Source organism: Amycolatopsis coloradensis (genome assembly GCF_001953865.1).
GTDB classification, from domain to species: domain Bacteria; phylum Actinomycetota; class Actinomycetes; order Mycobacteriales; family Pseudonocardiaceae; genus Amycolatopsis; species Amycolatopsis coloradensis.
The window spans coordinates 673,431-699,421 of the sequence record NZ_MQUQ01000003.1 but is presented as its reverse complement, the minus strand read 5'-3'; the positions used below and the strand labels follow the sequence as shown (position 1 = coordinate 699,421).

Here is a 25,991-nt window from a genome sequence, read left to right as displayed (position 1 = left end):
GCTAAGTGACCTCGAAAGTCGCCGACCTCGCCGGCCGGCTCCGCCCGCTGGTCTTCCGGCTGTACTACCTCGTCCGCCGGGAGACCCCGCAGGTGCAGCTCACCCTCACCCAAGGCTCGGTGTTGTCGGAGCTGCTGAACGGCGGTCCCCGCCGGATGAGCACGCTCGCCGACCTCGAGCGGGTCCGGATGCCGACGATGACCGACGTCGTCCGCCGTCTCGAACGGCTCGGCCTCCTCAGCCGCCGTCCGGATCCCGCCGACGGCCGGGCCGTGCTCGTCGAGGTCACCGAGGTGGGGCAGCGCTTCCATCGCCGGTTGATCGTCGCCAGGGAGGAATTCCTCCGCGAGCGGCTCATCGAACTGGACGAGACCGACCGCGCCGCGATCGAAGCCGCGCTCCCCGCCCTCACCAGGTTGCTGCACGAAGACAAGAAGGAGGAACTGATCCGCGATGAGCGCTGAGTCCCACTCGAGCCTGTTGGATGCCCTCAAAGGACAGCCCAAACAGGTATGGATCACCGCGTTCGCCGCGGTCATCGCGTTCATGGGGATCGGGCTGGTCGACCCGATCCTGCTGTCGATCGCCGAGGGCCTGCACGCGACGCCGTCCGAAGTGACCCTGCTGTTCTCCAGCTATCTCGGCGTCCAGGCGGTCGCCATGCTGGTGACCGGCGCGATGAGTGCCCGGTTCGGGGCCAAGCGGACCGTGGTCGCCGGGCTGACGCTGGTCGTCGTCGCCACCGCGCTGTGTGCCGCGTCCGGGTCGATCGAGCAGCTCATCGGGCTGCGCGCGATCTGGGGTCTCGGCAACGCCTTCTTCATCGCGACCGCGCTTTCGGTCATCGTCGGCGCCGCGACCGGCGGCCAGGCGGGCGCGATCCTGCTCTACGAAGCCGCGCTCGGGGTCGGCCTCGCGGTCGGCCCGCTGCTGGGCGCGCTGCTCGGCAGCATCTCGTGGCGTGGCCCGTTCATCGGCACTTCGCTGCTGATGCTGTGCGGTCTCGTGCTGTGCTCGATCTTCCTGACCGGTGATGCCAAGGCGAAGCGGCCGAAGGTCCGCCTGCTCGACCCGTTCCGCGCGCTGAAGCACGGCGGTCTCCTGCGCACCTCGATCGGCTCCGCGCTCTACACCGCCGCGTTCTTCGTGGTGCTGGCCTGGTCGCCGTTCGTGCTGGAGTGGGGCGCCGTCGCCGTCGGCCTGATCTTCTGCGGCTGGGGCCTTTCGGTCGCCGTCGCGGGCGTGGTGCTGGCGCCGAGACTCGCCGCGAAGCTCGGCGAGCGGCACGCGACCGTGGTCGCCGTCTTCGGCTACGCCGTACTGCTGCTGATCATGGCGATTCCGAGCAAGCCGGTGCTGGTCGTCGGCATCATCCTGTCGGGGCTGGTCTCCGGTCTGCTGAACACGCTCTTCACCGGGACGGCCATGTCGATCAGCGACGCCCCGCGTCCGGTCGCGAGCGCCGGATACAACTTCTGCCGCTGGCTCGGGGGCGCGGTCGCCGCGACCGTCGTCGGTCACCTCGCCGAGTGGTTCGGCGCCAAACAGGCGCCGTTCGTGATCGCCGCGATCCTGTGCGTCCTCGCCGGCGCGCTGCTGACGCTTCGTGAGAAGTCCGCCGATCCGCACACGATCCCGGCCGAGGCGGCCCTCGTCGGCGAAGAGATGTAATCCGTACACGAGATGAACGCCGGACCAACGGGGGGTTTCCTCCCGCTGGTCCGGTGTCTAGCGTCGACCTCCCGAACTGCCTGACCGGAGGTCCGCGTGAAGTTCCTTCCGTTGCTGGCCGGCCACTCACCAAGCCGGGCGTCAGTGACCTGTACCTACCGCTGTGGCGACGCGTGCTTCCACGACGCGCCGAACACCTCGGACAACCCCACCTTCGCCGACGTACTCGGCGCGGTGAGCCGTCGCGGCGCGCTCAAGGCGACCGCCGTCGTCGCGCTGGCCGCCGGGACGCCGCTCGCGCTCGCCGCACCCGCGACCGCGACCGCCGCCCCCGAGGGCCGTCCGAAACCACCACCCGGCACCGACTACCAGCGGGTCCGGCCGAACACGCTCGACGCCGTCGTGGTGCCCGAGGGCTATCAGCAGGGCATCGTCATCCGCTGGGGTGACGCGGTACTGCCGGGCGCGCCGGAATTCGACTTCGACCACCAGACCGCCGCGGCGCAGGCGAAGCAGTTCGGCTACAACTGCGACTTCGCCGCCCTGCTCCCTCTCGACCGTTCGGGCCTTTCCTCGCTCCTGGTGACGAACCACGAGTACACGTCGGAAGAGTTCATGTTCCGCGGCTACGACCGGGACAATCCGACCGCGGAGCAGGTCAAGATCGCCTGGGCGGCGCACGGGCTGACGGTCGTCCAGGTGTCCCGCGGACGGAACACCGGGCACCTGCGGCCGAAGATGTCCCGCTACAACCGGCGGATCACGCTGCACACCCCGTTCAAGGTGACCGGTCCGGCGGCGGGCAGCGACTTGCTCAAGACCGCCGTCGACCCCACCGGCACGGTCGTACTGGGCACGATGAACAACTGCGCCGGCGGCGTCACGCCGTGGGGCACGATCCTGTCCGGCGAGGAGAACATCAACCAGTACTTCGGGAACGCGGACACGGTGACCGATCCCGTGAAGCGCAAGCGGCTCGCGCGCTACGGCATCAACGGCACCGCGACCACCCGGAAGTGGGAGCGGTTCGGCGCGCGCTGGGACATCGCCAGGGAGCCGAACGAGGCCAACCGCTTCGGCTGGGTGATCGAACTGGATCCGCACGATCCGGACAGCACCCCGGTCAAGCACACGCATCTTGGCCGGTTCAAGCACGAGACGGCGAACATCCGGATCGCCGAGGACGGCCGCGTGGTCGCCTACTCCGGGGACGACGAGCGGTTCGAGTACATCTACAAGTTCATCTCCAAGGGCCGCGTGAAGCCGGGTGACAGCGGACATGCCCGGCGGCACAACATGACCCTGCTCGACGACGGCACGCTCTACGTCGGCCGGTTCACCGGCGACAGCCCGGCCGCGGAGATCGACGGCACCGGGAAACTCCCCGGTGACGGTGAATTCGACGGCAGCGGCGAGTGGATCCCGCTGGCGTCGGGCCGGAAGTCCTTTGTGGACGGAATGACCGCCGAAGAGGTCTACGTGTTCACCCGTGAGGCGGCGGACAAGGTGGGCGCCACCAAGATGGACCGCCCGGAGGACATCCAGGCGCATCCGCGCACCGGCCGGATCTACTGCGCGCTGAGCAACAACGTCGATCGCGGCAAACCGGGCAAGGAAGGGGCCACCGAGCCCAACCCGCGGCTGAACAACAAGCACGGTCAGGTGCTGGAATTCGAAGAGCGCCGGGGCGACGCGCTCGCGCTGACGTTCAGCTGGCGGCTGTTCCTGGTGTGCGGTGACCCGGCTTCGCCCGACACCTACTTCGCCGGGTTCCCCAAGGATCAGGTCTCGCCGATCTCCAGCCCGGACAACGTGGCCTTCGACAAGCACGGCAACCTCTGGATCTCCACCGACTCGGCCGGCGCGCTGGGCATCAACGACGGCCTGTACTCGGTGCCGCTGGAGGGCCGCAACCGCGGGGAGCTGAAACTGTTCCTCACCGTGCCCCGGGGTGCGGAGACCTGCGGGCCGATCGTCGAGGAGAAGATCGTCACGGTCTGTGTCCAGCATCCGGGTGAAGTGGACGGGGCGAATGCCGACAAACCGGCCTCCCATTGGCCCGACGGTGGGGAAACCCAACCTCGGCCCTCGGTGGTGGCCGTCTGGAAACCCGGCAGGCGTGGCCTGTCCGACATCGGTTCCTAGTCGGTAAGCAACGTCCTAGCAGTACTTTTCGTCGATGGCGCGCGGCCGGTCCCGGCAGTGCGCCATCGCTCGTTCGCGCGCTGTTCATCTGTCGTCCAGGACTGGATCGTTTTGGTCGCTTAACGTCACCTCGTTCCCCCGACTGGACTACGTGAACCCACCGCGAACATGGAGGCCCTGTGTCCTTCGAGCCTCAGCGGCTCCTGCCGTTGATCACCTCCCATCCCGGCGGCCGCTCCGCGGTCACCTGTGAGTACCGCTGCGGCAACGCGTGTGCCCACCCCGAGCCCAACACCTCGGACAACGAGTACTTCGGCGACGTCGTCAAGAACATGCTGTCCCGTCGTGGCGCGCTGAAGGCCGGCGCGGTGATGGCCGCCGCCGCCGGTGGCTTCGCCGCCCTCTCCGGCACCGCCGCCGCCGAACCGGCCGACGTCGCGGCCGCGGGCCACGGCAAGCCGGGCCGTCCCGGTCGCCCGGTGCCCGGCACCGACTTCGAAGCCGTGCCGCCGAACACGCTCGACGCGATCACCATCCCCGAGGGCTACGACCAGCGTGTCGTCATCCGCTGGGGCGACGCCGTCGAATTCGGCGCGCCGAAGTTCGACTTCGCCAAGCAGACCGCTGCCGCGCAGGCCAAGCAGTTCGGCTACAACTGCGACTTCGTCGGCCTGATCCCGCAGGATCCGCTGGGCATCCGCAACCTGCTGGTGGTGAACCACGAGTACACCACCGAGGTCCACATGTTCCCGGCCGACCAGTACGACCCGGCCAACCCGACCGAGGAGCAGGTCAAGATCGCGTGGGCCGCGCACGGCCTTTCGGTCGTCCAGGCCTTCCGCGACCCGATCGGCGGCGCGCTGCGCACGGTGCCGAGCCCGTTCAACCGCCGCATCACGCTGAACACCGCCTTCGAGGTGCGCGGCCCGGCCGCCGGTTCGAAGTACCTCAAGACCTCCGCGGACCCGACCGGCCGCAAGGTCTTCGGCACGCAGAACAACTGCGCCGGCGGCGTGACCCCTTGGGGCACCGTGCTTTCCGGCGAGGAGAACGTCAACCAGTACTTCGCCAACGCGGCGAGCGTCACCGACCCGGTCGCGGCCGCGCGCCTGAAGAGGTACGGCTTCTCCGGCGCCGCCAGCACCCGTAAGTGGGAGCGGTTCGACAAGCGCTGGGACCTCGCGCAGGAGCCCAACGAGGCCAACCGTTTCGGCTGGGTCGTCGAGATCGACCCGAACGACCCGAACTCGACGCCGATCAAGCACACCGCGCTCGGCCGGTTCAAGCACGAGGCCGCGAACATCAAGATCACCAAGGACGGCCGCGTCGCCGTCTACTCCGGTGACGACGAGCGCTTCGAATACATCTACAAGTTCGTCTCCAAGGGCAAGTACAAGCCGGGCAAGAGCGCGCACGCGCGCCGCCACAACTCGGCGCTGCTCGACGACGGCACCCTGTACGTCGCCCGCTTCACCGGCGACAGCCCGGGCGAGATCGACGGCACCGGCAAGCTCCCCAAGGACGGCGAGTTCGACGGCGTCGGCGAGTGGATCCCGCTGGCCGCCGGCAACAAGTCCTTTGTGGACGGTTTCACCGCCGAAGAGGTCTACGTGTTCACCCGGGACGCCGCGGACAAGGTCCAGCCGACCAAGATGGACCGGCCGGAGGACATCGAGCCGAACCCGGTCAACGGCCGGATCTACGCGGCGCTGACCAACAACAGCCAGCGTGGCCCGGCAGGCAAGGCGAACGTCGACGAGGCGAACCCGCGGCCGAACAACCGCAACGGGCACGTCCTGGAGTGGGACGAGAACGGCGGCGACGCCGCGTCGACGAAGTTCTCCTGGCGGCTCCTGCTGGTCTGCGGTGACCCGAAGACGGCGGACACCTACTTCGGCGGTTTCCCGAAGGAGCAGGTCAGCCCGATCTCGTGCCCGGACAACGTCGCGTTCGACCGGCACGGCAACCTGTGGATCTCCACCGACGGCAACGCCCTCGGCTCTCACGACGGCCTGTTCTCGGTGCCGGTCGAGGGTCCGGAACGCGGGCACGTCAAGCAGTTCCTGTCGGTCCCGGTCGGCGCGGAATGCTGCGGTCCGGTGGTGACCGACCACCTGGTGCTCGTCGCCGTGCAGCACCCGGGTGAGGACGCGCCCAACTCGGGCAGCCCGACGTCGCACTGGCCCGACGGCGGCACTTCGCAGCCGCGGCCGTCGATCGTGTCGGTGTGGAAGAAGGGCCGCTGGGGCCAGGTCGGCCGCATCGGCGTCAAGTAGGGAAGGCGGGGTGCCGCCGCCGTGGGAAGACGGCGGCGGCACCGGCGATCACTCTCGGTTCTGCCTGATCGGGGCGATCGTCGACACGGTTCAGCGATTACGGAACGTCCATCGGGTGGCTAGCTTCGGCCCTGTGAAAAGGGCACTGGTCTTGATGACGGCAGGGACGCTGGCACTGATCCCGGGCTTCGCGCCCGCTCAGGCGCAGTCACCCGCCGTTCCGTCCGGCTGCACCGGTGGCGTCGCGACGAACCCGAGTGTGGAGCAGGGCAGCCCACCCGCCGGATACTCGTTCAACCCGGCCGCCCCGGTACCGCCGGGTACGCCGAAGAGCGGACAGCCCCGGCTGTCCACCGCCGGCGGCTACCAGCGGGACGGCGGCGAGTACGCCCTGATCGCGACGCCCGACAAGATGGTCAGCACCGCCTACGCGGCGATGAAATCCGTGCCCGGCGCCGTCTACACGCTGACCGGCTGGACCGCCGCGATCGACGGCAACCTCCGGCGCGCGGACGCCGTCGAAGAAACAGGACTGCGCTTCTACGACGCGTCGGACAAGGTCGTACTGGAGAACAAGCTCAAGGTCACGCACGCCGTCGAGACCGACGGGAAATTGGCGCGGCAGGAATTCCCGCCGTCGACCGCTCCGGCGTCGGCGACCTCGGTGAGGTTCTTCGCCGCAACCGACCGCGACTGGGTCATGTGGGACTGCGTCCACCTCCAGGTCGCCTCGTTCGCGGCGATGGCGGAAGTGCGGGACCCGGCGAGCGGCGCCTGGGGCCCCACGGCCACCATCGAGGCGGGCACCACCGCGAACTACCGGTTCACCGTGACCAACGACGGCACCACGACGCTGGCCGACATCAAGGTCGTCGCCCCGTACTGCGACGTGAAGCCCGCCCCGATCGCGAGTCTCGACGGTGGCAAGTCCGCGACCGTCACCTGCGACCACAAGAACATCACCGAGGCGGACAACGGTCACGTCAGCACCGTGACCGTCTCCAGCGGCACGCTGCCGAAGAAGACCGCGACCACGACCATCAAGGTGACCCCGCCGCCCGCGATCGACGAGATCGGGGAGTTCGCCTGGAACGACGTCGATCGGAACGGGTCCCAGGACGCCGGTGAACCGGGCGTCGCCGGGGTGAAGGTGACGTTGAAGGACGCCTCGGGCAAGGCGCTGGGCACCGTCACCACCGATGCGGGCGGCAAGTACCGCTTCGCCAAACTGAAGGACGGCATCTACCAGGTCTGCTTCGACATCAGCGCACTTCCGGCCTACGGCTACACGTCGAAAGACGTGGGTGACGACGCGAAGGATTCCGACGCCGATCCGGCGACCGGCTGCACCGCGACCACCACGGTCGGCCCCCGGAAACGCCAGGACCTGACACTCGCCGCGGGCCTCGTCGAGCGTACGGGCGAACTGGGCGATTTCGTCTGGCTGGACAAGGACAAGGACGGTTTGCAGACGCGGGACGAGATCGGGGTCCCGGACGTGAAGGTGACTTTGAAGAACGCGGACGGCAAGGAGGTCGGCTCGACCGTGAGCGGGCCGGACGGCCGGTACGCCTTCGAGGGCCTGCGCTGGGGCTCCTACCAGGCCTGCTTCGACGTCGGCGCCCGGCAACTGACCAGGTCCGGCGCCGCGCAATACAACGGCACGGATTCGGCGGCGGACCCGGCGACCGGGTGCACTCCGGTGACCGAACTGGGCGCGCCGGAAGATCTGACCAGGGACGCCGGACTGATCGAGCCCTGAATTGTCGGTGGGTGCCGCTAGCGTCGCCCATCGTGACCACTCACCTCGATGCCACCCGCGAGTCCTACGACACCGTCGCCGAGGACTACGCGGTCTTGGTCGAACAGCTCTTCCGCCAGGACCCGGTCGGGCGAGCGATGCTGGCCGCGTTCGCCGAACAGGTACGCGGTCCGGTCGCCGACGTCGGCTGCGGGCCGGGGCACGTCACGGCCCACCTGGCGGCGCTGGGGCTCGATGCCGCCGGTGTCGACTTGTCGCCGAAAATGATCGACGTCGCGCGCCGTCAGTACCCTGACCTGCGGTTCGTCGTCGGATCGATGACCGCGCTCGACCTCCCGGACGGTGAACTGGGCGGTCTCGTCGCCTGGTGGTCGATCTTCCATCTGCCGCCGGAGGAGCTTCCGGCGGTGTTCGCGGAGTTTCGCCGCGTGCTCGTTCCCGGCGGGCGTCTGCTGGTCGGTTTCCACGTCGGCGACGAGCGCCTCAGCCCGGAGAGGGCGTACGGCCACCCGGTCTCCTACGACGCCTACTTGCTGCGGCCCGAAAGGGTCGTCGGCCTGCTCGGCGAGGCGGGGTTCGAGGTCACCGCCCGCCTGGCCATGGAAGGGAGGAAGCAACCGCAATCGTGCTTACTCGCCAAGACGGTTTGACTCGCGGGTCACGGACCTGACCTCCAGTGCACGCAACCGAGTCAGGCGGGATCATGGCACAAACGAGTACGACCACGGGTGAGAACACGCCCGCCTGGCCTTCGCGCGCCTGGTTCCGGCGGCCCTCGACCTGGACGTGGTCCGGGTTCGGCCTGGTCCTGGTGGTTTACGCCGACCTCGGCTGGCGCCGCCGCTGGATGAGCGACGACGGGCTGATCGTGTTGCGGACGGTCCGCCAGATCCTCGCGGGCAACGGTCCGGTGTTCAACATCGGCGAGCGGGTCGAGACCAACACCAGTCCCTTGTGGACAGCGATACTGAGCGTTCTCGGCCTGATACCGGGAGTGCCGCTCGAGTGGATCTCCGTGGTCACCGGACTGGTCTTCTCGGTCGCCGGGCTGTTCTTCGGCCTGGACGGCGCCCGTCGGCTCTACCAGCCACTGGCGTTCCACGGCCTCGCGCCCGCCGGGGCACTGATGGTCTGCGCGCTGCCGCCGTTCCGCGACTTCGCGACGTCCGGTCTGGAGACCGGCCTGATCACCTTGTGGCTGGGCGGAACCTGGTGGCTGCTCGTCCGCCGTACGTCCACGGTGGACGGACCGCGTACCTGGCCGGTTGCACTGGTCGCCGGGCTGGGGCCGTTGGTGCGGCCGGATCTCGCGCTTTTCAGCGGTGTCGCGTTGGTGGCGTTGCTTGTGCTTGTGCGCCCGGGACGTCGTGGCGCGCTGGGCCTGTTGGCCGTGGCGGCCGCGCTTCCGTTGGCGTATCAGGTGTTCCGGATGGGTTACTACGGCCTGCTGACGCCGAACACCGCGTTGGTCAAGGAGGCGTCGGAGGCGAACTGGGCTCGCGGCTTGGCGTACCTGGTCGATCTCGTTCAGCCGTACTGGCTGTGGCTCCCGTTACTGGTTCTCGCGGTCGCGACCACCGTCTTCGCGTCCACTGTGGACAAAACTTTCCTGGTGCTCACCGCGGTCCCGATCGTCGGCGCGGTGCTGCTGTCGCTGTACGCGATCCGGGTGGGCGGGGATTTCATGCACGGGCGCATGCTGCTCCCGGCGCTGTTCTGCCTGCTGCTGCCCGTGCTGGCCCTGCCGTTGACCAGAGCGACGACGGTCCTCCTCCTGGTCGTCGGCGTCTGGGCGATCGTGGCCGCCGGATCGCTGCGGCCGCCGTACTCCGCCGCGCCGCGTGCCGTCGGCGTCACCGACGAGCGGGCGTTCTGGTCTCGCTCGACCGGGCACGAACATCCGGTCCTGGCCGAGGACTACGCCGACCATCCGTCGATGCCCGCGACGCTGGACGCCATCCGCGCCGTCGAAGAGCCCGCGGTGCTGATCCAGGACTACTCGACCCGGCGGTGGTACGCGTACCCGACGGACCGGCCGTACGTGACCGTCGCCGCGGACAGCATGGGTGCCCTCGGCCTGCTGATCCCGCTCGAAACGCGGCTGCGTGACGGTTACGGTCTCGCCAATCCGTTCGCCGCGCATTCGACGTCGCTCCCCAACGGCCGTGCCGGGCACCAGAAATGGCTGCCGCCGGTCTGGGAGCTGGCGAATGCGGCGCGACTCCCGATCGCCGAGGGCGGCCCGGTCCGCGCCGAGGACGTCGCCGCCGCGCGGCTGGCGCTCAGCTGCCCGGAGATCGTCGCGATCGACGCCTCGGTGCGGGACCCGCTGACGGCGGGACGGTTCGCGGACAACCTCATCGGGTCGTTCACCAGGGGTTCCGTGCGGTTCCCGCGGGTGGCGTCGGTGCCGGTCGCCTGCGGGTGACTAGCGTGGACGGCATGGCTGATCTTCCCCTCGCTCTCGTCACCGGCGCCACTCGTGGCATCGGCGCCGCGGTCGCCCGCGCACTCGCTCCCACGCACCGGCTGCTGCTCGGCGGCCGCGACGCCGACGCGCTCGGCGCACTCGTCGCCACGCTGCCCGGCGCCCGGGCGTGGCCGGTCGAGTTGACCGACGCCGAAGCACTGGAAGCGGCGACCGCCGAATTCGGCGAACTGGACGTGCTGGTGCACTCGGCGGGCGTCGCGCGGCTCGGCACGGTCGAAACCGCCACCGACGCCGACTGGCGGGCGAACTTCGAGGTCAACGTGCTCGCGATCGTCACGCTCACCCGTCAGCTGCTGCCCGCGCTGCGTGCCGCGAAGGGCCACGTCGTCGTGATCAACTCGGGTGCCGGGCACAACGCGCGTCCGGGCTGGGGTCCCTACGCGGCGAGCAAATTCGCTGTCCGCGCCTTCGCCGACGCGTTGCGGGACGAAGAAACCACACTGCGGGTGACGTCGATCTACCCTGGCCGTACCGACACCGAGATGCAGCAGGCGATCATCGCCGACGAAGGCCGCTCATACGAGCCGGACCGCTTCCTACGCCCCGAATCCGTCGCGGCCGCCGTCCTCGCCGCCGTCTCCGCGACCGCCGACGCCCACCCTACGGACGTGACTCTCCGCCCACGAGGCCTGGTCTAGCTCGCCTTTTCTGCCCCCGCTGCCACATGGGTGACGCTGAGCGTCCCAACCTCGGCGTTCGCTCTCGCTCTCGTGGGGTGTCAGTCGCTCAGGCCTTGTGCACCGAATGCCTCATCGGGGGCACTCAACGCACCCAATGCCACATTGGCTCCGTTCGCTCTCGCTCTCGTGGGGTGCCAGTCGCTCAGGCTTCGTGCACCGAATGCCTCATCGGGAGCACTCAACGCACCCAATGCCACATTGGCTCCGTTCGCTCTCGCGCTCATGGGATGCCAGCCGCTCAGCCTTGTGCACCGAATGCCACATCAGGGGCACTCAACGCACCCAATGCCACATTGGTGCCCCTGAGCGTCCCAACCTCGACATTCGGCCGCGCCCGCATGTCCTGAAGGCCACCGTTGAGACGTTCAACGTCTCAACGGTGGCCTTCAGTACTCCAGCTCACTCCGCGGCGGATTCCCCGCCCCGCCTGTCCCCAACGCCACTTTCGCGCCACCAACTCCAGCCCCAGTTGTCCACAGCCCCACCCCGTTGTGGACAACTCCACCCCGACCAGCACTTTCCCCGGTCCCGGCCTCAAACCCCCGATAGACTGGCCCTGGGGCCGCCCCCTGGGATGGGTGGGGGGCTGCGTAGGTGAGTTAAGAGCGCAGCCGTGCTGAGGTTTCGGCGACTTCCGCCTGCGCCTTCGCGCGGTCCACGCGCAGGGATTCGCCGTCGCCGACGACCTGCTCGCCCGCCACCCACACGTCGCGCACCCGGCGCGAGCCCGCGGCCCATACGAGGTTCGAGAGCAGCTGCTCGTCCGGGACGTCGACGCCCGCCGCGAAGGCCGGGTCGTCGAGGTCGACGTGCACCATGTCTGCCCACCGGCCGGTTTCCAGCGCGCCGATGTCGGTCCGGCCCAGCGCGTCCGCGCCGCCGCGGGTGCCGAGCAGGAAGGCGTCGGCGGCGGTCAGCACGGTTGATTCGCCGGTCGCCAGCCGTGCGAACATCGCCGAGAGCTGCAGCTCCTCCCACAGGTCGATGTCGTCGTTCGACGCCGGGCCGTCCGTGCCCAGCCCGACGGCGACGCCTGCCTTCCGAAGGTCTGTCACCCGCGCAATGCCCGAAGCGAGCTTCGCGTTCGAGCCCGGGCAGTGCGCCATCCCGACGCCGCGCGTGGCGAACAGGGCGATGTCCTCGTCGGACAGGTGGACGGCGTGCGCGGCCAGCGTCCGGCCCCGCAGCATCCCGACCTTCTCCAGCAGTGCGGGCACCGAGCCGTGCTCTTCGCGTTGCTTGACGTCTTCGAGCGCCGCCTCAGCCACGTGGATCTGCACCAGCGCACCGCGTTCGGCCGCCGATTCCGCGGTCGCGCGCAGCGCTTCGACGTTCAGCATGTACGCCGAATGCGGCCCGTAGCCGACCTCGATCCGCTCGCCGGGGCCGAACCGGAGACCGTCGGTGTCGATCCAGCGTTCGATGCCCTTCAGCATCGCGCGCCAGTCCATCCCCGGCAGTTCCATGATCGGCGGGCCCAGGATCACCCGGCCGCCGGTGGCGAGCACCGCGTCGGCGAGCTGTTCGCTTTCGAAGTACATCTCCGCGCTGGTCGTGACACCGTGCCGCAGCATCTCGACCGAGCCCAGCAGCATGCCGGCGCGGATGTCGGCGGGCTTCAGCTTCGCCTCGGTCGGCCAGATGATCTCGGTCAGCCACCGCAGCAGCGGCAGATCGCCGCCCATCCCGCGCAGCAGCGTCATCGGGCTGTGCGCGTGCGCGTTCACCAGCCCGGGCAGGAGGAGACCGCTCAACCGAGTCACGGGAGCGGACGTTTCGGGAGCCCCGGACAGGGGACCGACATGGGCGACACGCCCCGCCTCGTCCACGTCGACCACGGCGTCACGCAGCAACGAGCAGGCGGGGTCGGCGGGGAGAACGACAGGAGCGTGGAAACGGCGTTGCATGAAAGGAGCTTAAGTCAGTCCACTACGCCGCTCCGCCACGCCCAGGCCGCGATCTCCACCCGGTTCCGCGCACCCACCTTGCCCTGCACCGACGCCAGATGCGTCTTCACCGTCGACAGCGACAGGAACAGCTCGGCCCCGATCTCGGTGTTCGTCAATCCCTTCGCGGCCGCCTTGACCACGTCCAGCTCCCGCGCGGTCAGCGGCTCCGAAGGCGGGACGACGTCGCGTTTCACGGTCCCGCCGTCGAAATGCTTCAGCAGCCGGACGGTGATCTGCGGTGAGACCAGCGCGTCCCCGCGTGCGGCCGCGCGCACCGCCTCGATCAGCAGCGCGGGCCCGGCGTCCTTCAGCAGAAACCCGCTCGCACCGTTCCGCAGCGCGGTGTGCACGTACTCGTCGAGGTCGAAGGTCGTGACCACCACCACCTTCAGCGGATCGGCGACGTCCGGTCCGGCCAGCTGCTTGGTGACCTCCAGCCCGTCGATCCCGGGCATGCGGATGTCCAGCAGGCAGACGTCCGGGCGCAGTTCGCGTGCCTTCGCCACCGCCGAGACGCCGTCCGCCACGTCGGCGACCACTTCGATGTCGTCGTGGCTGTCCAGGATCATCCGGAAGCCGATCCGCACCATGTCCTGGTCGTCGGCGATCAATACCCGGATCACTCTTCTCCTTCAAGTGGTAGCCACGCTTCGACGCGCCATCCGCCGCCCGGCGCCCGCCCGGCGGAAAGCCTGCCGTTCAGCAGGGCGACACGTTCGCGCATCCCGATCAGACCGTAGCCGCCCGACCCACCGGCCGGACGGTGCTCCTGCTCGCGTCCGTCGTCGGTCACCTGGAGGTGTAGTTCCGTTCCGGACACCTCGGCGATGACCAGCGTCTCCTTCGCGCCGGACGCGTGCTTGCCGACGTTCGTCAGCGACTCCTGCACCAGCCGCAACGCCGACCGCCCGACCTCGTGCGGCACGTTCGGCGGCAGTTCGAGCCTCATCGACGTCTTCACGCCGTGGTTCGACCGTTCGATCAGCGCCCGCAGGTCGGCGGCGAGGTCGGTGGTGGCCTGCTCGCTGAACTCGCTGCTCCCGGCCGGGGCGTCGCCGCGCATGCTCCGCACGAGCCGCCGCATCGCCGCGAGCGCCTCCACCCCGGCGTCCTCGATCCGGCCCATCGCCTCGACCGCGACCCGCGGGTTCTTCTCGCCCATCAGTTTCGCCGCCTGCGCCTGCACGACGATCCCGGTGACGTGATGCGCGACGACGTCGTGCAGTTCGCGCGCGAGTGCCATCCGCTCCGACGTCTGCGCGTCGCTGATCGCCGATTGGATGACCTGAGTGCGTTCCGAATCCCGCGAGCGCAGCGCCGCGCCGACCGCCACCGCGATGCCGAGCAGCAGTAATGCCATGACCGCGTACCCGGCGATGTCGTCGGGGTCCGTCATCAGCCTGGAAGTCGGCCGTTTGGTGTTGAGGATCGAGGAAACCGCGACGACTCCGGACAGCACCGCGAGCCGTGGCATGGCCTTGGCGGGCCCGACCGCGCGGACCAGCGCGACGACCACACCCATCCCCGCGACGATCTGTGTCCCCGGCACGCCGCCGGGCAGCGGGTAGTCGTAGCCGAGCCGGAGGAACGGGGTGACCAGCGTGGAAAGCACCATGGCGGCGGCGAGCGCGATGATCGCGTCGGCCGGTCGCCGTGGCGCGGCGACCGCGATGATCGCGGCGGCGATCGAGCAGACCAGGATGGGCAAGCCGTGCGCCCCGCTGGCGTAGGTGAAGCCGAATTCCAAGATCAGCGCGATGCCCAGCATGCCGATGAGCGGCCACTGGCCCATCACCAGCTTGTTGAGTTTCTGCAGCTTCTCGTAGCTTTTCGGATTCGCCGTGCGGTCGCGCCCCGGAATCGCGAAGACCAGCGTGCCGCCCAGCAGGATGCCGCCGAACAGCAGCGCCTGCGCCATGGTGCCGCCGGAGCCGCCGCTGTAGTAGTTGTAGGTGTACCGGCCGGAAACCGCGGTCAGGGTGGCCAGCACCAGGCCGGAGATCACGGCGGCCGCGACGCCGGGACGCGTCCGGCGCGCCGCGTAGAAAAGGATCTCCACCCCCGCCACCACCTCGGTGATGGACAGGTGGGCGAGCACGCTCGAGTAGGTCGGGATGGTGAAGTACCGGACGACCAGCGTGTAGGCCACCAGCACGACCGAAGCCGCGACGGCGGCCACGGCGGCCCGTTTCTGTGCCCAGAGCGCGCAGAACACCATCCCGAAGATGCCGGGGAACAGCAGCAGGTCGATGCCGCGAGGGCCCGTGTCGTCGAGCGCGGCGTCGGTCACGAAGAACAGGTCGAAGGCGAGCGCGGCCAGCAGTACGACGGTGGGCATGCCGAGGCGGCGCGCGAGCGAGCCCGCGCGTGCGTAGAACTTGTTCTGGGATGGACCTACTGTCACACCGTGACGGTAGAGGATCCACCGTCGTCCGCACCTTGGCCGACCGGCCCGACCCTCCTCGGCCGATCGGCCGATGCGCGGGTGATCAGCACTGGCCGTCTGCCCGAAGTGGACACAGGTGGTTCACCGCGAAGCTCTTCCCCGAAGCGGAACACAAGTGACTGACTAGGGAGAATCACGGTGGTAGATCCACAGTGGACAGGGCAGCCGGTACTCGCCGGGCGTGGGCTGGTGAAGCGGTACGGCACGCAGTACGCGCTGGCCGGGATCGACATCGACATCCAGGCGGGTGACGCGGTCGCCATCGTCGGGCCCTCCGGCTCCGGCAAGACCTCCCTGCTGCACGTACTCGCCGGGATCCTCCGCGCCGACTCCGGGGAGATCTTCCTCGCCGGACAGCGTGTCGACCAGCTCAACGAGCGCAAGCGCAGCGAACTGCGGCGCACCGAGTTCGGCTTCGTGTTCCAGTCCGGGATGCTCGTCGCCGAATTGAGCGCCGAGGAGAACGTCGCGTTGCCGTCGCTGCTGAGTGGCAAGGGCCGCAAGGAATCCATCGAAGCGGGCCGCGAATGGCTGGCGAAGCTCGGCCTCGAGGGCAAGGAGAAGCGCCGCCCCGGTGAGCTTTCCGGCGGTGAGGCGCAGCGCGTCGCGATCGCACGGGCGCTGACGCACCGGCCAAAGGTGATCTTCGCCGACGAGCCGACCGGCGCGCTCGACACCCGCACCGGCCGCGCCACCATGGACGCGCTGCTCGCGGCCGCCGCCGAAAGCGGCGCCGCGGTGATCGTGGTGACCCACGACCTTGAACTCGCCGAAGCCATGCCGCGCACCGTCTCCATCCGCGACGGCCTGATCGCGACGAGGTTGGCCGCGTAATGAACAGCTTCCAGCTGGCCATGCGGGTGCTCCGGGTCGACCGCCGGACCCGCACATCGGCCATCCTCACCGCGGTCGGGGTCGCCGTCGCGACCAGTCTGGTGCTCCTGCTGGCCTCCCTCCCGGGTGCCACGCAGGCCCGCTCCCAGCGGGCGATCTGGCAGGACATCTACAGCTACAACTCCGATTCCGGGCAGGCCCGGCGTCCGGCGCCGTTGCTGATGGCGGCGAACAAGGACTACTCGGGTGACCGCGAGATCATCCGCGTCGACATCGCCAAGACCGGCACCGCGCCGATGCTCAGCCTTCCGCCGGGCATCCCGAAGCTGCCGGCCCCCGGCGAGTCGATCGTTTCGCCCGAACTCGGGAAACTGATCCAGTCGACGCCGCAGGCCCAGCTCGGGGACCGGTTCGGCAAACTCGTCGACTCGCTCGGCCCGGACTCGCTGATGTATCCGGAGCAGTTGGTCGCCGTCGTCGGCCACACCCCGGAGTCGATGCCGCAGTCGGCGCTCGCCGCGGACGGCTTCCCCGCCAAGCAGGCGAAGCCTGACCCGATGCTCGAACTGCTCGCTTGGGTCGGCGTCATCGTCCTGCTCGTGCCGAGCCTGGTGCTCGTCGCGTCTTCTGCCCGGCTCACCGCCACCCGGCGTGAGCTGCGGATGGCGGCGCTGCGGCTGGCGGGCGCGACCCCGGCGCAGGTGACGAAGATCGTCGCCGCCGAGACCGCGTTGTCCGCGGTCGTCGGCGCCCTGCTCGGCATCGTCGTGGCACCGGCGTTACAAGGCCTCTCGACGTTCGTTCCCTGGGCGGGCGGAACGTGGCTCGCGTCGGACTTCAGCCTTTCGCTCGGCTCGACCATCGCGGTCGCCGTGGCGATCCCGCTGCTGGTCGTGTTCGCCGGGGTCCTCGGCATCCGCCGCGTGCTGAAGACGCCGCTGTTCGCGGCCTCGGCGCACGCTCGCAAGCCACTGCACTGGTGGCGTCTGCTCGCGGTCCCCGTGTCCGGTGCCTTCTTCCTGTTCGCGGTCAGCCAGGACGACGCCAGCTTGCCGATGGTGATGTTCGGCCTGTTCCTGCTGGTCGCGTCGGCCGCGATCATCGGACCGTGGGTCACCTCGGCGGTGGGCGGCACGTTCGTCCGCGTCTGGCGCAAACCGGCGTCGCTGCTGGCCGGGCGCAGGCTGCGTGACGACCCGAAGAGCGCCTACCGGGCCACGGCGGGTGTCGTGCTCGCGGTGTTCACCGGCTCGATGGCGCTCACCCTGCTGCCCTCGTTCGAGTCGATGGCGGGCGGCGGGCGGACTTTCAGGGACAACGTCCTCTACGCCGAGGCCGACGCGACCCACTCGCGGCAGATCGTGGAGGACACCAACGCCTCCCTCGCCCGTAACGGGATCGCCGACAAGGCCGTCGCGGTCGGCCAGGTCTACCTGACCACCGGCGAGGTGGGGACCCGCTCCCAGACGCTGAACCGGGCCTTCGTGATGACCTGCGAAGACGCCACGAAGCTGCTTCGGGTGAACATCGGCGGCTCCTGCCAGCCTGGTCCGGCGATCTACAGCAGCACCAAGATCGACCCGGCGTCGTACCGCGTGACGACGGACTACGACAAGGCCGGTACTCAGCTCGGGAACGTCCCGGCGCACACGTTCCCCGAGTCCGATGAGGACACCTACGGCACGATCGTCATCGACCCGGCCCTGCTGCCGTCGGACGTCAAGCCGGAGAAGCTCGACGTGGTCGTGCCGACGACCTCGGAGAACGGCGAGGTCGTGCGGACCGCGCTGGTCGGGGCGGCACCGGGCCAGGAGATCGGCAGCCGTGGCCTGCACCTGGTCGGCCAGCAGCAGGAACTCGCCGACCTGCGCCGGGTCACCGTGATCGGCCTGATCGCCGCCGGAGTGCTCGCCGGGTGCAGCGCGGCCGTGGCGACCGCCGGTTCGGTGATGGACCGCCGTCGCACCTTCGGGGCACTCATCGCGGCCGGGACCCCGGTCCGGGTGCTGGCGAGGGCGCTGCGGATGGAGGCGGCCCTGCCCGCGATGGTGGCCACCATCGGCGCGGGGGTGGTCGGGATCGGAGTCGGCGTCGGGCTCTACAGCATGATCGAGAAGGACCCGGTCGTGCTGAGCCCGTGGCTGCTGGCGCCCGTGGTGCTGGGAATCGGGGTGGCGTTGCTCGGGGCCTCCGTCTCGACCCCGGCGCTCAAGCGGGTGCAGTCGGAGCCGCTCGCCGACGAGTAGAAGATTCGCCCGAATGGCGTCATGCCATCAGGGCGGGCGGGTCTCGTGGGTGGAGTCGCTGGTCGCACGCACCGGGGACGCGCAGGGGGCGTCCCGAGGTGCGGGGAAGTGACGAAAGGGCCGGTCAGGACGTGGGGACGTCCTGACCGGCCCTTTCACCCGTTTCAGACCCGCTCGAAAATCAGGTCGTGCGAAATCCGGCCTTCGACGTCGGCGCGGTTCTCGAACTTGGTGACCGGACGCCACGCCGGGCGCGGTGCCCAGCCCCCGGGCTCGCCGGCGTGGCGGTTGCGCAGGAGGGGCTCGGCCGAGCAGACCTCCATCATCTGCTCCGCGTAGTTCTCCCAGTCGGTCGCCAGGTGGAAGGTCCCGCCCGGCACGAGCCGCGAGGCCACCAGCGAGACGAACTCCGGCTGCACGATCCGCCGCTTGTGATGCCGCTTCTTCGGCCACGGGTCCGGGAAGAACAGCCGGACCCCGGACAGCGAGCCCGGCTCGACGTGCGAAGTCAGCAGAACGACGGCGTCACCGTGCATCAGCCGCAGGTTCTTCACTCCGAGCTTCTCCGCGCGCAGCATCAGCTGGCCCAGCCCCGGTTCGTAGACTTCGACCGCGACGTAGTTGAGTTCCGGCGCGGCGGCCGCGAGCTGGGACGTGGTCTCGCCCATCCCCGACCCGATCTCCACCATGACCGGGGCCTGCCTGCCGAACCAATCGCCGAAATCCACCGTGCCTTCGGGCAGTTCGCCGACCGTGCGGCCGAGCGACGGCCAGAGCTCGTCCCACGCTCGCTGCTGCCCGACGGTCATCCGGCCGCCGCGGTTGACATAGCTGACCACGCTGCGCATCCGTGGCTGGTCCTCGTTTTCCACCCACCCATTAAACGTGGGGGCTGTGCGCATCGGCGAACCCGCGTCCACGATCACGCCGAGAGGGCGCTTCGTTGGTAAGCCGTGTCACGTAGGCCGACAGGCGCCCTGCCGCCGTGATAGCGGGGTTTCGGCCGGGCAGTTCCGTCCGCGGTTGATTTCCGCGGTACGCCTCCGCTCCGCCTGTCGTCCTTACCGGACCGCTTCGAACTCCCCCAGCCGTGACCGCAGGCCGGCGAATCCGGCGACCGCGATCGGCGGCGGCGTCGTGCTGGAATGCGCGGGGAGAACGTCGATCCAGCCGTCGTGGCGGCTTGTGTTCAGCACCGTGGTCGGGATCGAATGCCCGGACGCTCCGCGTTCGGAAGGCATGAACTCCCAGTAGCCGGATTCCCCGTCCGCGGCCCACGGGACGAATTCCCAGCCGGGACGTCTGCCGAGCAGGCCCGCGATGCGATCTTCGATGCGGAAACCGAGTTCCCGCGATTCGAGCCTGCCGTCCACGACGCCGCGAAGCCACCACGGCGCGGGGATTTCGCCGTGCATTCCACTGGACGCGCGGTACAGCGCGACAACGAGGTCTTCGGGCGCGCGATGCACCCACGCGCGGCGGATATCGGATGGCCGGGTCGCGGACGCCACCGTGCGGGGCAGTTCGATCGCCTGTGACCATTCGAGGTCGAGCATGGGCTCGAGCCGGGGCTGCATACTTTCCGTGCGGGCTTGCGGGATCGCGCGTTCCACTCCCTGACCGGAATCCACCGTCAAGGATCACCTCCGGGGCCGAGAGCCGAAAAATAGGCTCGTACCGAGCATCGTCCGGTCAGGAACAGTATGTCCGCTTCCTGTGAGAGAAGCCACAGGCTCTTAACGTGGACTTAACTCCTTCGGAGGCGGTAAAAGCTCACGCGTCCCGTCGATGGGTGATCATCAGCCCGGCCGCATAGACAATCACGCAGATGCCTGCGAAATAAGCCAAATAGCCCCAGGGGCCCAACGGGGGTTCGAGTTTCATCATCGAAACCGTCAGGTCCGATCCGGAAAACTGATTTGCCGCGAAGAACGGCATCCACTGGTAGATGTCGTCGCCGACGCGCGGAATCAGCAGGACGAGGCCCTCGATCAACTGCGTCCAGACCAACGCGAAGCCGAGGGCCAGCGCGGGATTGCGGAACAGCAGGCCGAGTCCCACGCCGAGGAGCCCGGTCAGCAGGAAGGTCAGCCCCTGGCCCGCCACCGCGCGCCAGTCGGAGCCGGAGACCAGCCCCAGGTCGGAGGCCGGTTTGATCAGATACGCGACAGCCCACGAGCCGAAGCCCACCAGCAGTCCGATCAGGCCCGAGAACACCCCGACGACGGCGCCCTTCGCCAGCAGGGCGGGCACCCGGGACGGCACCGCCTGGAAGGTGAGTTTCATCGTGCCCCAGTTGAACTCCGTCGCCGCCGCGAGAATGGCGAGGATGAGCACCACGGTGCGGGCGAGCGCACCGGCGATCTGGGTCGAGTCGACGCCGGTCTGTCCCTCCAGCGGAACGAAACCGAAGAACAACGCGGTGTAGGCGAGCGCGACCACGATCGCGATGCCCGCGCACCACCAGGGCGCGCGCGTGCTCAGCAGCTTGATCCGCTCCGCGCGGAGCATGTTCGCCGTGGTCATCGGGCGACCTCCGGGACCTGGCCGGCGCCGTACTCGACGGCTTCGGCGGTGAGTTGCATGTACGCGTTTTCGAGCGAGCCGGTGAGCGGCTTCAGTTCGTGGAGGGTCGCGCCCGCGGCGAAGGCGAGCTCGCCGATGTCGTCGCTGTCCATTTCGGACACGATGAGCGCGCCGTCCTCCTCGCGGAATTCGGTGCCCTTCTCGGTCAGCGCCGTCCGCAGTTCGGGCAGGTGCGGGCTGCGGACCCGCACGCCGAGGCTCTTCGCGCGGCCGACGAAGTCCTCCATCGTGCCCTGGTAGATCAGCTTGCCCCGGCCGATCACGACGAGGTCCTGCGCGGTCTGCGCCATCTCCGGCAGCAGGTGGCTGGACACGAACACGGAGCGGCCCTCGGCGGCGAGCGCGTGCATCAGCTGCCGGATCCACACGATGCCCTCGGGATCGAGTCCGTTCACCGGTTCGTCGAAGAGCAGCACCCGGGGGTCGCCGAGCAACGCCGTCGCGATCCCGAGCCGTTGCGACATGCCGAGCGAGAACTGCCCGGCCCGTTTGCGGGCGACCGATTCCAGGCCGACCAGCCGGAGCACCTCGTCGACGCGGTTGTCCGGCAGGCCGTTGGTCGCGGCCACCCACCGCAGGTGCTCGCGGGCCGAGCGGCCGGGATGGCGCCAGGTGGCGTCGAGCATCGCGCCGACCGTCCGAAGTGGATCATGCAGTTCGCGGTAGGCCTTGCCGTCGATGGTCACCGAGCCCGACGTGGGGTTGTCGAGGCCGAGGATCATCCGCATCGTGGTGGACTTCCCCGCCCCGTTCGGTCCGAGGAACCCCGTCACGCGCCCTGTTTCGGCGGTGAAGGAAAGGTCTTCGACGGCGGTCTTTTCGCCGTAGCGTTTCGTGAGTTCGGTGGCCTCGATCATCGGCCCTCCCTCCGGTGGATGACGACATTACGCGGGAAAGGACCGGGCTGCCCCCCGATTAGGCGGCCCGGTCCTTGTTCCCCTTTTTTCTCCCCGTAGCCGACGCTTCACTCCCCCGAGCCGAGCGTCCGGCTTCCTCCCCTGTGGAAGTTCTTACGCGTCGCGCTTGTTGGCGACGACCAGCGAGATGACCAGCAGCACCAGCGCGAAGCCGGCGAAGTAGGCCAGCGATCCGGCCTGGCTCAACGGGGCTTCCGCCGCGGTGGGGCCCGAACCGGTGAGGAACCTGTCGGCGACGTGGAACGGCATCCAGTCGTAGATGTCCTTGCCGATCTTCGGGATGAGCTGGATCAGGTTCTCCACCGCGAGGGCGTAGATCAGCACGAGCGAGATGGCGCCGGCGCTGTGCCGGATCAGGATGCCGACGGCGATCGCGATCACCGAGGCGAGTGCGAACACCACGCCCACCCCGGCGACGCTGGTCCACTCCGCGGCGGTGTCCAGTGCGAGGTCTTCCGGCCGCATGGCCGAGGCGAGGCCCCAGGCGCCGAACGCGGCGATCTCGCCGATCACGAGCGACAGGATCGCGACCACGCCGGTCTTGGCCAGCAGCGCCGCGGTGCGGTTCGGCACGGCCTGGAAGGTGGTCCGGATGGTGCTGAAGCGGTATTCGGTGGTCACCGAGAGCGCGGCGAGCACCATGATCACGGCCATGCCGAAGCCGTAGCCGAACTGGGTCAGGCTGACGTCGGTGAGTTCACCGGTGGGTGCGGCGCCGGAGATGATGGCGGCGAAACCGATCACGACCGCGAGGGCGGCCAGCGCGCACCACCAGGGCGAGCGTGTGGTGAACAGCTTGATGCGTTCCACAGCGAGCAGAGTCATGACTTTTCTTTCCTCAAAGGAGTCGAGTGGCTACTGGGCGGCGGCGACCACTTCGGCGGCTTCGGCTTCGAGACCGGTGTGGTACTCGACCGAATCGCCGGTGATCTGCATGAAGGCCTGCTCCAGGGAGCCGGTCTGCGGGCTCAGCTCGTGCAGCACGATTTGGTTCGCCGCGGCGATCTCGCCGATCTTGTCGCTGTCCATACCGGACACGACGAGCGACTTGTCGACGTCGGAGACCTGTGCGCTCGCTTGCGTCAGGGCGGCGCGCAGCGCGGGCAGTTGCGGCGACCGGACCTTGACCGTGTTCTCGGCGGCCCGTGCCACGAAGTCTTCGGTGGAGGACTGGGAGATCAGCTGTCCCTTGCCGATCACGATCAGGTGGCTCGCGGTGAGCGCCATCTCCGAAAGCAGGTGCGAGGAAACGAACACCGTGCGGCCCTCGTCGGCGAGCCGGTGCATGAACTTCCGGATCCAGAGGATGCCCTCGGGGTCGAGGCCGTTGACCGGCTCGTCGAAGAGGAGGACCTCCGGGTCGCCGAGCAGGGCCGCCGCGATCCCCAGTCGCTGCGACATGCCGAGGGAGAAACCACCGGCGCGTTTTCCGGCGACGCTGGTGAGCCCGACGGTTTCGAGCACCTCTTCGACCCTGGCGGCCGGGATCTTGTTGGACCTCGCCATCCAGAGCAGATGCGCTCGCGCCGACCGGTTGGGGTGCACCCACTTGGCGTCCAGCAGCGCGCCGACCGTCCGCAAGGGATCTTTCAGTTCACGGTAGAGCTTGCCCCCGATGCGCACCTGGCCCGAGGTCGGGTTGTCGAGGCCGAGGATCATCCGCATGGTCGTCGACTTGCCCGCACCGTTGGGGCCGAGGAATCCGGTGACCTTTCCTCCCGCGACGGAGAAGGACAGGTTGTTCACCGCCAGTGTCTTGCCGTACCGCTTGGTGAGGCCCGCTGCCTCGATCATGTCTGCTCCCCTCGGCGACTGCGAGAGCAATCGTCGTCCATGTGGGTGGCCGAGCGCGTCATCCTGAGGTGCCAACCTGGTACCCGACCTGAGGCGTAGCTTGCCGTCTTCCGACGGCGTACGCGATCGGTGACACCCCTGAGTGTGACCCTGAATCACCATGGTTAATGAACCATGGTTCAATAATCGCATGGCGAGACCTCGCACCATCACCGACGAACGACTGCTGAAGGCGGCGGAAACCGTCATCGGCCTGGTCGGCCCGGGTTTCACGCTGGCCCAGGTGGCGGCGGAGGCCGGGGTCGCGGTCGGCACGGTCGCCCAGCGGTTCGGCTCCAAAACCGGTCTCTTACGGGCGTTGAGCAAGCTGAACACGCAGTCGGTCGTAGGGCGGATGCGGGACTGCGGTGAGCTTGCCGATTCCGTGGAGGGACTGCGGGCGGCGGTCGTCGTGATCTACGAGGGCATGGGTTCGGCGGAAACCGCGGCGAACCACCTCGGGCAGTTGGGGGTGGACATCGGGGATCCGGAACTCCGCGCCCTGCTCGGCGAGCATTTCACCGCCGTGGAAGCGGAACTGCGACGGCTGGTGCGGCTCGCGGCGCGTGACCTGCCGGGTGCGCCGGGTGTCGTCCGCGCGGCGCGGGTGCTGCTGGGGGTGGCGAACGGGGCCTCGCTGGACTGGTCGATCCGGCCGAAGGGCCGGTACGTCGACCGTGTGGGGCAAGACGTGGACGCGGTGCTGACCGCGTGGAAAGGGGAGTCCTGAATGGAACAGAAGGTAGCCGTGGTCGCGGGGGCGACGCGGGGATGTGGTCGCGCGATCGCGGTGGAGCTGGGCGGGATCGGCTGGACGGTGTTCGTCACCGGGCGTACGACGCGGGATCACCAGTCGCCGATGAAACGGCCGGAGACGATCGAGGACACGGCGGAACTCGTCGACGCGGCGGGCGGCCGGGGAATCCCCGTCCGCACCGACTTCACCCAAGTGTCCGATGTGGACTCACTGAGGGCGCGGATCGAGTCCGAAGTGGACGGCCGGATCGACCTCCTCGTCGACGACGTCTGGGGCGGTGACCCGTTCGCGGACTTCGAACGGGCGTACTGGGATTCCAGCCTCGACAACGCGCTCACGCTGGTGCACAACGCGATCGACACGCACCTGATCGCGTTGCACCGGCTTCTCCCGCTGGTCGTGCGGCGGGAGGGCGGCCTCGTCATCGAGGTCACCGACGGGGATCACGACGAATACGTCGGCGCGGGGATCCCGTACTTCCTGGCGAAGTCCGGCATCCGCGCGATCGGCAGGGCGCTCGGCGCGGAACTGAAGAAGTACGACTGTGTCGGCATGACCGTGACGCCGGGCTTCCTGCGGTCGGAGTCGATGCTGGAACTGTTCGAGGTCACCGAGGACACCTGGCGGGACGCGGTGGGCAAGACCGCGCCTGTCGACTTCGCCATCTCGGAGACCCCGGCACTGCTCGGGCGGGGCGTCGCGAAACTGGCGACCGATCCGGAGGTCTCGCGGTTCGCGGGCAAGACGCTGGCCTCGTGGACGTTGATGAACGAATACGGCCTGACCGACGTCGACGGCTCACGCCCCGACTTCGGCAAGTGGATGTCCGAAGTCAGGGACGCGGGCAAGGACCCGGAGGTGGCTGCGGCCGATCCGTCGCCGTTCCGCTGAACTACTTCCTGCCTGCCAGCACGTCCAGGTAGTGCTGGTTGACCATGACGCCGAGGACGTTGCCGAACGGGTCGACCACCGCCGCGGTCACGAAACCGGGGCCGCGCGTGGTGATCGGCTCGTATTCCTTCGCGCCCTTCTCCAGCAGCTTCGCGAAGACTTCCTCGACGTTGTCGACGGCCCAGTTCGCGATGGCCCCGCCGGGACCGGGCTGGGCCGGCGTCGGCCGGTAGTCGCCCCGGACCAGGCCGAACTCGTGCTGGTAGTCGCCGATCCGGAACTCGGCGTAGGCGGGCTTCTCGTCGTGACCGTCGCGGACGAAGTACGGCTCGATCCCGAAGAGGTCGGCGTACCAGTCGATCGCCGCGGCCAGGTCGTCGGCGTAGAACGTGGTGGTGGTGAGTCCTCGCAGCATTTCCGTCTCCTCCGGTAAGGGGCTCTGGAGACAAGGATCCACCGCAAAGTGCTCACCGAATGACCACTTTTAACCTCCGCAAGTAGTCGGCT

At 68.9% G+C, this 25,991-nt stretch carries 22 protein-coding genes; 12 read left to right on the top strand and 10 right to left on the bottom strand.

Going from position 1 to position 25,991, the window contains the following annotated elements; all coding sequences use genetic code 11:
* Positions 1 to 5: 5 nt before the first annotated feature.
* The 8 genes from BS329_RS06960 (at position 6) to BS329_RS06925 (ending at position 10,983) form a co-directional block, all read left to right on the top strand.
* Positions 6 to 464, top strand: coding sequence for a MarR family winged helix-turn-helix transcriptional regulator (locus tag BS329_RS06960; RefSeq protein ID WP_076156706.1), 459 nt, complete (start codon positions 6 to 8; stop codon positions 462 to 464).
* Positions 454 to 1,671: an MFS transporter gene (locus BS329_RS06955; RefSeq protein WP_076156703.1), complete on the top strand. Its 1,218-nt coding sequence runs from the start codon at positions 454 to 456 to the stop codon at positions 1,669 to 1,671. The genes BS329_RS06960 and BS329_RS06955 overlap by 11 nt, the downstream gene beginning before the upstream one ends.
* A gap of 96 nt (positions 1,672 to 1,767) precedes the next feature.
* Positions 1,768 to 3,816, top strand: a complete 2,049-nt coding sequence (locus BS329_RS06950; protein WP_076156701.1) for a PhoX family protein — start codon at positions 1,768 to 1,770, stop codon at positions 3,814 to 3,816.
* Positions 3,817 to 3,995: 179 nt separating this feature from the next.
* Positions 3,996 to 6,092 carry a PhoX family protein gene (locus tag BS329_RS06945; RefSeq protein WP_076156698.1) on the top strand — a complete coding sequence of 699 codons (2,097 nt, stop codon included), beginning with the start codon at positions 3,996 to 3,998 and terminating at the stop codon, positions 6,090 to 6,092.
* Positions 6,093 to 6,225: 133 nt separating this feature from the next.
* The gene (locus tag BS329_RS06940; RefSeq protein ID WP_244197046.1) at positions 6,226 to 7,854 is read left to right on the top strand and encodes a DUF7850 domain-containing protein; all 1,629 of its coding nucleotides are present in this window, start codon (positions 6,226 to 6,228) and stop codon (positions 7,852 to 7,854) included.
* 32 nt (positions 7,855 to 7,886) lie between these two features.
* On the top strand, positions 7,887 to 8,504 hold the full coding sequence (locus tag BS329_RS06935; protein ID WP_076156695.1) for a class I SAM-dependent DNA methyltransferase: 618 nt from the start codon (positions 7,887 to 7,889) through the stop codon (positions 8,502 to 8,504).
* Positions 8,505 to 8,557: 53 nt separating this feature from the next.
* Positions 8,558 to 10,282, top strand: coding sequence for an arabinofuranosyltransferase AftB family protein (locus BS329_RS06930; protein ID WP_076156693.1), 1,725 nt, complete (start codon positions 8,558 to 8,560; stop codon positions 10,280 to 10,282).
* A gap of 14 nt (positions 10,283 to 10,296) precedes the next feature.
* Positions 10,297 to 10,983 carry an SDR family oxidoreductase gene (locus tag BS329_RS06925; RefSeq protein WP_076156690.1) on the top strand — a complete coding sequence of 229 codons (687 nt, stop codon included), beginning with the start codon at positions 10,297 to 10,299 and terminating at the stop codon, positions 10,981 to 10,983.
* Positions 10,984 to 11,624: 641 nt separating this feature from the next.
* Here the strand turns inward: BS329_RS06925 and BS329_RS06920 are convergent.
* The 3 genes from BS329_RS06920 to BS329_RS06910 are packed head-to-tail and all read right to left on the bottom strand — an operon-like array spanning position 11,625 to position 15,378.
* A complete protein-coding gene (locus tag BS329_RS06920) occupies positions 11,625 to 12,932 on the bottom strand; it encodes an amidohydrolase family protein (protein ID WP_076156688.1) in 1,308 nt (435 codons plus the stop codon).
* Positions 12,933 to 12,946: 14 nt separating this feature from the next.
* A complete protein-coding gene (locus tag BS329_RS06915) occupies positions 12,947 to 13,597 on the bottom strand; it encodes a response regulator (RefSeq protein WP_076156686.1) in 651 nt (216 codons plus the stop codon).
* Positions 13,594 to 15,378 carry a sensor histidine kinase gene (locus BS329_RS06910; protein WP_076156683.1) on the bottom strand — a complete coding sequence of 595 codons (1,785 nt, stop codon included), beginning with the start codon at positions 15,376 to 15,378 and terminating at the stop codon, positions 13,594 to 13,596. Before BS329_RS06910 ends, BS329_RS06915 begins: the two co-directional genes overlap by 4 nt.
* 180 nt (positions 15,379 to 15,558) lie before the next feature.
* On the opposite strand from BS329_RS06910, the gene BS329_RS06905 reads away from it, so the two are divergent.
* Together BS329_RS06905 and BS329_RS06900 are read left to right on the top strand one after the other, a co-directional pair.
* Entirely contained in the window at positions 15,559 to 16,254 is a 696-nt protein-coding gene (locus BS329_RS06905) for an ABC transporter ATP-binding protein (protein WP_076156681.1), read from the top strand.
* Positions 16,254 to 18,500 (top strand): FtsX-like permease family protein, encoded by a 2,247-nt coding sequence (locus tag BS329_RS06900; protein WP_076156678.1) that lies wholly within the window; start codon positions 16,254 to 16,256, stop codon positions 18,498 to 18,500. Before BS329_RS06905 ends, BS329_RS06900 begins: the two co-directional genes overlap by 1 nt.
* 164 nt (positions 18,501 to 18,664) lie before the next feature.
* Here the strand turns inward: BS329_RS06900 and trmB are convergent, their stop codons facing one another.
* From trmB to BS329_RS06870, 6 genes are all read right to left on the bottom strand, one after another.
* A complete protein-coding gene (trmB, locus tag BS329_RS06895) occupies positions 18,665 to 19,348 on the bottom strand; it encodes a tRNA (guanosine(46)-N7)-methyltransferase TrmB (protein ID WP_244197053.1) in 684 nt (227 codons plus the stop codon).
* A gap of 213 nt (positions 19,349 to 19,561) precedes the next feature.
* Positions 19,562 to 20,077, bottom strand: coding sequence for a hypothetical protein (locus BS329_RS06890; RefSeq protein WP_076156978.1), 516 nt, complete (start codon positions 20,075 to 20,077; stop codon positions 19,562 to 19,564).
* A 196-nt stretch (positions 20,078 to 20,273) separates the two neighbouring features.
* The gene (locus BS329_RS06885) at positions 20,274 to 21,026 is read right to left on the bottom strand and encodes a hypothetical protein (RefSeq protein WP_076156675.1); all 753 of its coding nucleotides are present in this window, start codon (positions 21,024 to 21,026) and stop codon (positions 20,274 to 20,276) included.
* Positions 21,023 to 21,943 (bottom strand): ABC transporter ATP-binding protein, encoded by a 921-nt coding sequence (locus tag BS329_RS06880; protein ID WP_076156673.1) that lies wholly within the window; start codon positions 21,941 to 21,943, stop codon positions 21,023 to 21,025. The genes BS329_RS06885 and BS329_RS06880 overlap by 4 nt, the downstream gene beginning before the upstream one ends.
* Positions 21,944 to 22,096: 153 nt before the next feature.
* Positions 22,097 to 22,828: an ABC transporter permease gene (locus BS329_RS06875; protein WP_076156670.1), complete on the bottom strand. Its 732-nt coding sequence runs from the start codon at positions 22,826 to 22,828 to the stop codon at positions 22,097 to 22,099.
* Positions 22,829 to 22,858: 30 nt separating this feature from the next.
* Positions 22,859 to 23,797 (bottom strand): ABC transporter ATP-binding protein, encoded by a 939-nt coding sequence (locus BS329_RS06870; protein WP_076156667.1) that lies wholly within the window; start codon positions 23,795 to 23,797, stop codon positions 22,859 to 22,861.
* Between the two features lie 190 nt (positions 23,798 to 23,987).
* Between BS329_RS06870 and BS329_RS06865 the strand changes: the two genes are divergently transcribed.
* Together BS329_RS06865 and BS329_RS06860 are read left to right on the top strand one after the other, a co-directional pair.
* Complete coding sequence (locus BS329_RS06865) at positions 23,988 to 24,566, top strand: TetR/AcrR family transcriptional regulator (RefSeq protein ID WP_076156665.1); 579 nt, start codon at positions 23,988 to 23,990, stop codon at positions 24,564 to 24,566.
* The gene (locus BS329_RS06860) at positions 24,567 to 25,484 is read left to right on the top strand and encodes an SDR family NAD(P)-dependent oxidoreductase (protein ID WP_076156662.1); all 918 of its coding nucleotides are present in this window, start codon (positions 24,567 to 24,569) and stop codon (positions 25,482 to 25,484) included.
* Between the two features lies 1 nt (position 25,485).
* Here the strand turns inward: BS329_RS06860 and BS329_RS06855 are convergent, their stop codons facing one another.
* Complete coding sequence (locus BS329_RS06855) at positions 25,486 to 25,899, bottom strand: VOC family protein (protein WP_076156660.1); 414 nt, start codon at positions 25,897 to 25,899, stop codon at positions 25,486 to 25,488.
* Between the last annotated feature and the right edge of the window lie 92 nt (positions 25,900 to 25,991).

Coding starts and splice junctions, on each gene's coding strand:
- BS329_RS06900 (WP_076156678.1), top strand. CDS start 16,254: ATGAACAGCTTCCAGCTGGCCATGCGGGTGCTCCGGGTCGACCGCCGG.
- BS329_RS06920 (WP_076156688.1), bottom strand. CDS start 12,932: ATGCAACGCCGTTTCCACGCTCCTGTCGTTCTCCCCGCCGACCCCGCC.
- BS329_RS06890 (WP_076156978.1), bottom strand. CDS start 20,077: ATGCAGCCCCGGCTCGAGCCCATGCTCGACCTCGAATGGTCACAGGCG.
- BS329_RS06880 (WP_076156673.1), bottom strand. CDS start 21,943: ATGATCGAGGCCACCGAACTCACGAAACGCTACGGCGAAAAGACCGCC.
- trmB (WP_244197053.1), bottom strand. CDS start 19,348: ATGCGCAGCGTGGTCAGCTATGTCAACCGCGGCGGCCGGATGACCGTC.
- BS329_RS06930 (WP_076156693.1), top strand. CDS start 8,558: ATGGCACAAACGAGTACGACCACGGGTGAGAACACGCCCGCCTGGCCT.
- BS329_RS06925 (WP_076156690.1), top strand. CDS start 10,297: ATGGCTGATCTTCCCCTCGCTCTCGTCACCGGCGCCACTCGTGGCATC.
- BS329_RS06875 (WP_076156670.1), bottom strand. CDS start 22,828: ATGACTCTGCTCGCTGTGGAACGCATCAAGCTGTTCACCACACGCTCG.
- BS329_RS06870 (WP_076156667.1), bottom strand. CDS start 23,797: ATGATCGAGGCAGCGGGCCTCACCAAGCGGTACGGCAAGACACTGGCG.
- BS329_RS06955 (WP_076156703.1), top strand. CDS start 454: ATGAGCGCTGAGTCCCACTCGAGCCTGTTGGATGCCCTCAAAGGACAG.
- BS329_RS06885 (WP_076156675.1), bottom strand. CDS start 21,026: ATGACCACGGCGAACATGCTCCGCGCGGAGCGGATCAAGCTGCTGAGC.
- BS329_RS06855 (WP_076156660.1), bottom strand. CDS start 25,899: ATGCTGCGAGGACTCACCACCACCACGTTCTACGCCGACGACCTGGCC.
- BS329_RS06860 (WP_076156662.1), top strand. CDS start 24,567: ATGGAACAGAAGGTAGCCGTGGTCGCGGGGGCGACGCGGGGATGTGGT.
- BS329_RS06865 (WP_076156665.1), top strand. CDS start 23,988: ATGGCGAGACCTCGCACCATCACCGACGAACGACTGCTGAAGGCGGCG.